The 8,748-nt window shown below is 49.3% G+C and carries 6 protein-coding genes; 4 read left to right on the plus strand and 2 right to left on the minus strand.

Annotation, left to right across the window (positions count from 1 at the left end):
* Positions 1–264 precede the first annotated feature (264 nt).
* From J3L11_RS12575 to J3L11_RS12590, 4 genes are all read left to right on the plus strand, one after another.
* Complete coding sequence (locus J3L11_RS12575; RefSeq protein ID WP_207571205.1) at positions 265–1,248, plus strand: MDR family oxidoreductase; 984 nt, start codon at positions 265–267, stop codon at positions 1,246–1,248.
* Between the two features lie 119 nt (positions 1,249–1,367).
* Complete coding sequence (locus tag J3L11_RS12580; protein WP_207571206.1) at positions 1,368–1,952, plus strand: class I SAM-dependent methyltransferase; 585 nt, start codon at positions 1,368–1,370, stop codon at positions 1,950–1,952.
* A 509-nt stretch (positions 1,953–2,461) separates the two neighbouring features.
* Complete coding sequence (locus J3L11_RS12585; protein WP_207571207.1) at positions 2,462–2,770, plus strand: hypothetical protein; 309 nt, start codon at positions 2,462–2,464, stop codon at positions 2,768–2,770.
* Between the two features lie 564 nt (positions 2,771–3,334).
* Positions 3,335–4,759, plus strand: coding sequence for a M1 family aminopeptidase (locus J3L11_RS12590; RefSeq protein ID WP_207571208.1), 1,425 nt, complete (start codon positions 3,335–3,337; stop codon positions 4,757–4,759).
* Positions 4,760–4,865: 106 nt separating this feature from the next.
* On the opposite strand, the gene J3L11_RS12595 is transcribed toward J3L11_RS12590, so the two are convergent.
* Both J3L11_RS12595 and J3L11_RS12600 read right to left on the minus strand, forming a co-directional pair.
* Positions 4,866–7,904, minus strand: a complete 3,039-nt coding sequence (locus tag J3L11_RS12595; protein ID WP_207571209.1) for a di-heme oxidoredictase family protein — start codon at positions 7,902–7,904, stop codon at positions 4,866–4,868.
* Positions 7,905–8,238: 334 nt separating this feature from the next.
* A partial coding sequence (locus J3L11_RS12600; protein WP_242695232.1) for a phenolic acid decarboxylase occupies positions 8,239–8,748 on the minus strand: 510 nt, incomplete at its 5' end.

Consider the following 8,748-nt stretch of genomic DNA (forward strand, 5'->3'; position numbering starts at 1 on the left):
GACAACCTAGATAATCCGGTGACATCGCCGGATTATTTTTGTGTTCGCTATAACGGAATGCTGCCAGCATGCGTTGTCCTTGTAGAGCTTGAATATCACACCTCATTCCTCATCAATGGTGGCCTTTGTTATAGGGCGATGGCGACAATCCATAACACGTATGATGCTATGGTCTTTTGATGGGACTAATCGCTAACTTCATTTCTGCATAAAAAACTGGTTACACTGCTGGGCACATTTACCGCCTGGATCAGGGAGTTTTAGATGTTCAACGCATTGATAATCAATAAAGATGAACAAGGTTATCGCTGTGAATTACAGCAGCTTGCAGAGGCGCAATTGCCCCCCGAAAATGTGTTGGTGCAAGTAGATTACAGCACGCTCAATTACAAAGATGGCTTAGCGATTACCGGCAAAGGGCCGGTGGTACGAAAATTTCCGTTAGTGCCGGGCATCGATCTCGCAGGGACTGTTATCGAAAGTGCCCACCCAGATTATCAGGCGGGTGACAAAGTGCTGCTGAATGGCTGGGGCGTTGGTGAAAATTACTGGGGCGGCTTAGCACAGTTTGCTCGCCTCAATGGTGATTGGCTGATCCCGCTGCCAGAGGCTTTCTCCACGCGTGATGTCATGGCGATTGGCACTGCCGGTTACACCGCCATGTTATGTATCATGGCGCTAGAAAAACATGGGCTGACCCCCGAAAAAGGTGAGGTGTTGGTGACCGGCGCTAACGGCGGTGTCGGTACTTTTGCCATCGCCTTGCTGGCTGCCAAAGGTTATCAGGTGGTGGCGGCCACCGGGCGTCCTGAACTGGCAGATTCTCTGCAAGCCTTAGGGGCCAGCGCCATCATCGATCGCAGTGAACTGAGCCAACCGGGGAAACCTTTAGCCAAAGAACGCTGGGCGGCGGTGGTGGATTCGGTCGGCAGTCACACGCTGGCTAATGCCTGTGCTGCCACCAAAGCCGATGGTGCCGTGGCGGCCTGTGGTCTGGCGCAAGGCATGGACTTCCCTGCAACGGTCGCGCCCTTTATTTTGCGTGGTGTTAGCCTGCTGGGCATTAACAGCGTCACCCGTCCCAAGGCTGAGCGCATTGCAGCCTGGAAGCAGTTAGCCCAGTGGTTGCCTAAAGCCATGCTCGATCACAACACCCGTGAAATTGGCCTGAGCGAAGCCATTGCTACCGCCAGCGATTTGTTGGCCGGTAAAGTCCAGGGCCGGGTGCTGGTGGACGTTAATCGCTAAGCCTGTGCGGTTGTTTGTGGTTTATGATACATTAGAAAAACATTATGGAAGGCGGCTGTGGCCGCCGTTGTTGTGATCGTAACCCTTGTTATGAGTGTTATAAAAACCAAGGAAGTAGTATGTGGGATGATGTCTACAATGCCGAACTCTATGTGTATGGCAGTGAACCCAACGAATTTTTGCGAGCGCACAGCGCCGATCTGCCCCAAGGGCGGGTGTTGTGTATTGGTGATGGCGAAGGCCGTAACTCTGTGTATCTGGCGCGACAAGGCTACCAAGTCACCGCCGTCGATCTGTCTGCTGTTGGCATTGCCAAAGCGAAGAAGCTCGCGGCGCAATATGGGGTCAATGTTGACTATATTCAGGCCGATCTAGCGGATTTTAGCTTTGGCAACAAGCAGTGGGATGGCATCGTCTCTATTTTTTGTCATCTGCCAGTTGCGCTACGTAAACGTGTGCATCAACAGGTGATTGATAGCTTGAAACCGGGTGGCGTATTTCTGTTGGAAGGCTATACCCCAAGACAATTACAGTTCGGTACTGGCGGCCCCAAGGCTGTAGAAATGCTGTTGGATAAAGATGAAGTTGCTAGCGAATTAGCTGCGCTGAATATCTTGCATCTGCAAGCGTTGGATCGGCAGGTGATTGAAGGTGTTAAACACACAGGCACTGGTGCGGTGTTGCAGCTGTTAGCACAAAAGTGAGTGTTGTGAGCTTGCGTGCTCATGCAACGGCTAAATAGGCGGCGCCTATGCAAACTGCGTTTGCGGAAAGTCGTGGAACTACTCGTTCCACACCTGAGCCAAGGGGCGATGCTCGTCCCTCGAACGACATCCTTGTCTAACGACCAGCTCGCCATCCTTGGCTCACGCTCATAAGCTCACTCATCAAAGATAAGTATTTGCCCTTATAACCCCGACGACGCCCCACGGCGCGAAACGCTACGGGCTTATGGTTTGCCATCTTCGCAAATCGCCGCCAACTCGGAATCCATTCCTCGGCGCGGCTTTAAGGCATCCATGCCTTAATTGCTCAATGGCTGCCCAGCGCACCTGCGCAGCGCCAAGGGGTATTGCCTATTAATTCAGTGTGTTAGCTGAGCTTAAATTGGTGGGTGCCCTCATTTTCTTAAAAACATGTAAAATGCCCAATTTATAGGGCGTGGCGCAGAACTTTTGCCCCTGACTTGGGCTTCAACAACTAGGCTTTAACCATGAAAAATCTCTCTAACGTACAACAAAAACAACAAACGATTGTGCAGACGGTTGCGGATGCCCTTGAAGCCCAAGCCCGTGCGGAAATTCCCGGCATGGTGCAATGTTGGTTTACCGTTGAATATCAGCTATTTCCCGGTTCGTTGCTGTTGTATTTTCAGTTTGAGAATGAACCAGCGTTAGCGGCGGCAGCGCCAGATCTGTTGAAGTGGCAAAAGCGGTTAAGCATAGCGATGCTGAAAAAAGGGGTGGTGCTTAAGGATATGCGGAAGAATTTGAAGTTTACCCTTTTAGGGCCAGAGGATTAGGCTGTTTGATGGCGCGAAACGGCTTCGCGCTTGAACTAGCAGGTTGCGACCTGGCTTGCAAGCTGGCGCTTGCGAAAGTCGTGAGCTTTCGTGCTCACACTACGAGACAAGGGGGCTGGACAGCCTCGCCCCCTTATCGATCCCCTTGCTGCCCCACGTCGCGAAACGCTACGGGCTTATGGTTTGCCATTTTCGCAAATCGCACCGATTCGCCATCCATGGCTCAGCGTTGCTTCTCGGCGTCCATGCCTCGATTGCTCAATGGCTGCCCAACGCACCTGCGCAGCGCCAAGGGGAATTGGTATTGCCTATTAATTCAGTGTGTTAGTTTGAATTAAATTGATGGCTGTCCTCATTTTTTACCATAACGTAATTAAGGCGTCTTTAGGAATAGAGAATTTTTCATTCTTCTTTGGAATCAAAAAGATAGAATCTTACTAAATTTTAACCAATATCACAAAACCGACCATTAACGCTTTCTACTCCATGGGTTACACGTTATTAAAATAATAAGACTGCTCGCCTTTTTTGCATGCCACTATCAAGAATAATAGGAAGTTAAAAATGATCCGGACTGTATTGTGTAATTTATTTTTTATTGTTATTTACAGTCAGGTCGCTTATGCCAGCAATTTTTCTGAAAGGCAATTGCAGTTAGTGCCAACGCATTACCAAATGAATTATCAGATCAATATTAAGCAAGAGGATATCAACGCTTCTGCTGTCATCACGCTTCAGAACATCTCTGACAAGCCAGCCACTCATATCCCTTTGGAACTGTATCGTTTACTGCATGTTGATAGTGTTACAGATATTGCACAGACACCGTTGTCATTTTCTCAACAAGTGCTGGTTGATGAAACTTGGCCAGCAATGCAAACAAACTATGTCGAGATTAGCTTGCCAGAGCCTTTGGCACCTCAAAAAAGTTATAGCGTAAAGGTGAGTTTTAGCGGGAAAATTCTCGGCTATGTTGAGACAGGAATGGCTTATACGCAGGATAGCATTAACGAACAATTTTCGATTATCCGCCAAGATGTGTATGCCTATCCCATTCCGCTTTACCCGAACGATGATGTGAACCGTAAAGCCAAATGGTGGCTTAACCATTTTGATTATGATGTGACTGTAGAAGTCCCTCAGGGTTACATCGTTGCTAATATGGGAAAATTAATCTCTACAGAGCAACACAAAGAGAGGGTGGCTTATCGTTATCAAAATAAGCTACCCGCTTGGCGTATGGATTTTGCGATAGCAAAATATCAGAAGTTCTACAAAGGTGATGTCACATTATATTCTTTTGAAGATAAGCAATTTTCAGAACAGTTATTAAATAAAAGCAATCAGGCAGTTGAATTATATCGTAAGTGGTTTGGTGAGTTAGACAGCACATCGGGTTATACCATGATTGAAATACCCAAAGGATACGGTTCCCAAGCCGACCGTACCGGTATGCTGATTGTGGCGGATGGTTTTATTGACCATTCGCAGATCTACCATGAAATTAGTCACCAGTGGAACGTGAAAGCAAATGAATTACAAGCACCTCGCTGGAATGAAGGATTAGCAACTTTCTTACAATATTTTGTGGCGGAAAAACTTGATAAACCCGGAGTGTTGGCCCAAGAAACAGAAAAAAGTTTGAGTTATGTAAAACGTTTGTTAACCAACAAGCCGCTATATAGTAAAACCACTTTTCTTGATTATGGTAAACACGGACTTAGTGCTTATGAAGTAGGAATGCTGTTTTTCCATCTGCTATACGACATTACGGGTGAACAGGACTTTAATAAGATAGTTGGTGGATACTATCATCAGTATTATCAATCAGGCGGCACTACTTTGCAGTTTATTAACTATGCTAAAAGTCATAGCCATAAAGATTTAACTCAATTGATGCAGGAGTGGGCATTTTCATCCCAATATGCCGATAGGATCCTTGCATCGCCTAATTATAACGCCTTATTGGCTAACTATTTACACTCTTGATAGTCAGGAAAGCCAACGACCAAAAATGGGGACAGCCCCCAATTTTCCCTTCGTAAGTTATCTGGCCGACATGTCGCCAGCCGGATAACTTATCGCACAACCATTGTTACAGCGATTTAAGGAATGCCAGCAAGTCCTGTCGTTCCTGCGAGGTGAGCGCGGCGAACCGTTGTTTACTGGCTTCCCCTTCGCCGCTATGCCATAGGATCGCTTCGGTTAGATTGCGCGCGCGGCTGTCATGCAAGTAGCCCACTGGCGTGCCAGCGGCGACATATTCGGTGTAGCCGATGCCCCACAACGGCGAGGTACGCCACATGTTGCCGCTTGCCAAACCTTCTTCAAAATTATCGGCCAGCTCGTTACCCATATCGTGCAGCAGCAGGTCGGTATAGGGTTTGATGGTTTGGTTACGTACCTCGGCAAACTCTGACGTGGCACCAGTTTGCAGTTCTACCACATGGCAACTGTTACAACGGATATCAGTAAACAGCTGCTCCCCTTTGGCAATAGACTCAGGATTGACATCCAGATAGGCCAGCGGCGTAACGCCTTTGGGGAAACCGCTAACAAGGCTACGCTGGGCTGGAACGCCCAACAGCTGCAAATACTGCGTCATACGTTCTACCGCTTCTGCGGAGAGACCAACTTCGCTACCATCAGTGGCGTTGCAGTGTGCAGAGCCTGCCAGACACTGCCGATTAGGATAGGCTGCTGAGGTGACTGACATATCGAGTAGTGCCGCATTGGTGACCTGATGGCGCAAACTCACTTTACTGGCCTTCCAACCATAACGGCCTAAATGTACCGCGCCAGTTTCTGGGTCATAGCTGTAGTTCGCGACACCTTGCACGCCATCTTCATCAGGCGTGCTGCGTACGCGGGATAAAATCTCCGCATCGGGGATGGCTTCCAACAGCCCCATGCCGATCATCGGCTGCGCCGAACGTACCGAATACACCGTTGGGGTGGGGCCTTCAAACGCCACTTTGGGTTTACGTAATTCCACCACCGTACCGTCGCCCAGCACGGCAGAGGAATACTCAAATCCCGCTAACCACACGCCTGTGCCCCAGTTTTCGGCTGCGCCAGAGGTGGTAGAACGGGCGTTCATCTGCACCGCAACACCATAATGGCTGTCCGGCCAATAGGTGCCAGCTTCGGTTGACGCTGCCGTGCGCACCGCCATGGTATCTAGCCGCTGGTTGATTACGGTAGGCGCGGCACTGCGGCCATTATTGATGTGGCAGCCAAAGCAGGAGGATTGGTTAAAGCGTGGCCCTTGCAGATGCATGCCGGCATCATTGCGATCGTTATCCGCTTCATTATGTTCACCTGTCCATAAATTAGTATGGATCCAGCGTCGTCCTTCCACGAAGCGCTGCATGTTTTCCATACCAATGGTGGTGTGCGGTTGTTGAAACATAAATGCGGCGTTATCGGCGTAATCGTAGGAGATTGAGCCTGTGCCACCTTGTAACGTTGCCGCTGGTAACGGCTGGTTTTTCAGGCGTGGTTGTACGCCATACCAAGGGCTTAATCCTTGCCCCATCACGTAGGTCATTTCATTGGTGTAATAGCGATAGCCGTGACTGTCACCTGCCGCGTCCATAATCTCACGAGTGCTAAAAAAGGAACTGGAAAACTCCAATACATCGCCTTTGACCAATGGGCGGGCGTCAATGGTTTTGCCATTAGGTGCCATGACACCGTTGGCATCAGGTGAATTGTCACGATAGCCGGGAAAGGTATCAAACAACACGCTACAACCATCATTAGCGCCAATAACACCGTTGTAGCCGCTGTCGGGGCGTAATAATACGCCATTGGCGGGCTTGGCAACCACCGGACAGGGTGCGCCATCGGTCAGATAGGTGGAATCATCCAACAAATCACCGGGACTCATCCAGCCATATCCGGTCACATAGGGATTATCAAAACCGCGCACAAACACATGTCCGCCGCCTTTTTGTGGCTGCTGAAAGTATTGGTTAATCACTAACTTAGGATGGCGCACGCCAGCGACATTACTATCGTCGATGATCTCTACGCCCCAAGTGCGTAGCTGAAAATAGTTAGCCACAAAATTGAGGTGCGCCCCGGGCCCTTTATCGCGTGGATTCCCTGCCGCATCGACAGTATCATTCACGCCATAGCCCATTTCATTCCAGTCTTCACCGCGTTCCCGCGCGTGGCGAGAACGACCCACCATACCAAAGCGCGTTACCAAGCGGCCATCGGGCAGGGAAAGCTGTGTCGACTCAATCGGTTCCGCAAACTGTGGCAATGGCGTTAGCCCAGCACCAGACATCGGGAAAGACACTGCGGAGGTTGCCAACGGCAGCAGTGAATTATCAGCCGCAGGTGCACGGAACTCCGCCTCAAATAGCGAATAACCATATTGCGTGGCGCGGCTTATTCCCTGTAAGCGGATATATCGGGCATAGATGCCTAAATTGTAGAACTGCTCAGTTTCGCCTGGAGAATCGACAACATAACGCAATTGATACCAGGTCTCGGCATCATCAGAGATGTAGATGGCATATTCCGTTGCATGGGCGCGTTCCCATAGCAGCTTCATATAACCAATCGCTGTTTTACTGCCAAAATCAAACTGCAACCACGCCGCGTCAGGGGCAATCGCGGTGTTATTCCAGGCACTTTCCCAGCGAGTTTCTACATCGCCATCAATGGCTTTGGCAGCGATGTTCGTATCATTTTCATCGCCAGAGGAGGTTGCCGCCACTGGCGTGAGCAGCGTCGCATCCGTTGCTGCAATCACTGCACTTCTGCCGGTCGATTTAACTTGTTGGCGCTGCTGCCCCATGTCAAAGTCGGCGGGCAAGCGCAAGCTCGCAGGCGGTGGCGGTAATGAGGGCGCATCTGCGCGAGGCAAGGGCACAGCACTGGTCAGTGCAGGCGCTTCTAACGGCGGAGGATTTTCATCTTCAGGCACTGGCGTTACCGGTGTATCACCGGGTTCAGGCTCAGGTGTACTCACGGGCGGAGTGGGGGACGGCGCAACCTCGGTAGTGTCTTCACCGTCACCACAACCACTGAGTAGTGTACCGAGCAAGGGCAGAATGATCGCCCAATGGGTTTTGGCGCGAAGGTAAGCTTGATATCTGGTACGCAAATGCAGTTCCATTGTTATTGTTCCTTCCCAGTAAAATCAGCGGGTGTATTTAGGCTTATTTCATTAGGCGGTTAGTGGCTGAGGTTAATGACGCTGTTAACCGCAATCCCCATTACCATCGCAATCTTTGCTTTGCAGCATACAGCAGAACTTCAATTAATATTAGCGACCTAAAATGTAGATTTATTGACTTAAGTATTGTGAAATTTGTTTTTATTGCTGGAGCCAATCATAGGTGAGGGACATTGGTGTGCGCGAAATGTTGGCGCAAAAAACGCCTCTGGGAAGGCGTTTTTACTTGCTGGGTTATCATTCGCCGGAATGATATTATATTTCTAATATCCTGTTATTTCAGGTTATTAGGAAAATCCTTTGGTAATTCGCTGGCTGCGCAGTTAATCACTTCTTCATTATTTTCGCCGCAGTCACGTACAAAGGTGATGGTGGCGAATTCGTCGATTACGACAGTTGGGTACGCTGGCCCCGCATCACGGTACGCATTCATCTGTGCAATATGGTCATTTTGGAAGCAGACGGTTTTTTCTGGATTATTAATAATCCAACGTGGGAAGAAGATGGTGCCGTGGAATACTTTGTCTGCCAAGTTGACGATTAAGCTAACATCGGTGCCAGTTGGCTCCGTCCAGGAGATTTTATACACATCGCTGGCAACGCGTACCAGATAGATTTTTTGGTCTCTGACCCAACGATTACCAACGATACCACTGTGGATGCGGTAGTCCATGGTGTTGGCATTTTTTACATAAATTTCGTAGTTCCAGCCATTGTCATAGGTATACACCAGATGTTTGCCTACAAGACCGCTTACATCATTTTTATCAAACATATTCTTACC

This window comes from Shewanella sp. 4t3-1-2LB, assembly GCF_017368415.1.
In the GTDB taxonomy this organism is placed as follows: Bacteria; Pseudomonadota; Gammaproteobacteria; order Enterobacterales; family Shewanellaceae; genus Shewanella; species Shewanella fodinae.

Bases quoted from the DNA above. Each gene is read 5' to 3' on its own strand.
- J3L11_RS12580 (WP_207571206.1), top strand. From the start codon at position 1,368: ATGTGGGATGATGTCTACAATGCCGAACTCTATGTGTATGGCAGTGAA.
- J3L11_RS12575 (WP_207571205.1), top strand. From the start codon at position 265: ATGTTCAACGCATTGATAATCAATAAAGATGAACAAGGTTATCGCTGT.
- J3L11_RS12595 (WP_207571209.1), bottom strand. From the start codon at position 7,904: ATGGAACTGCATTTGCGTACCAGATATCAAGCTTACCTTCGCGCCAAA.
- J3L11_RS12590 (WP_207571208.1), top strand. From the start codon at position 3,335: ATGATCCGGACTGTATTGTGTAATTTATTTTTTATTGTTATTTACAGT.
- J3L11_RS12585 (WP_207571207.1), top strand. From the start codon at position 2,462: ATGAAAAATCTCTCTAACGTACAACAAAAACAACAAACGATTGTGCAG.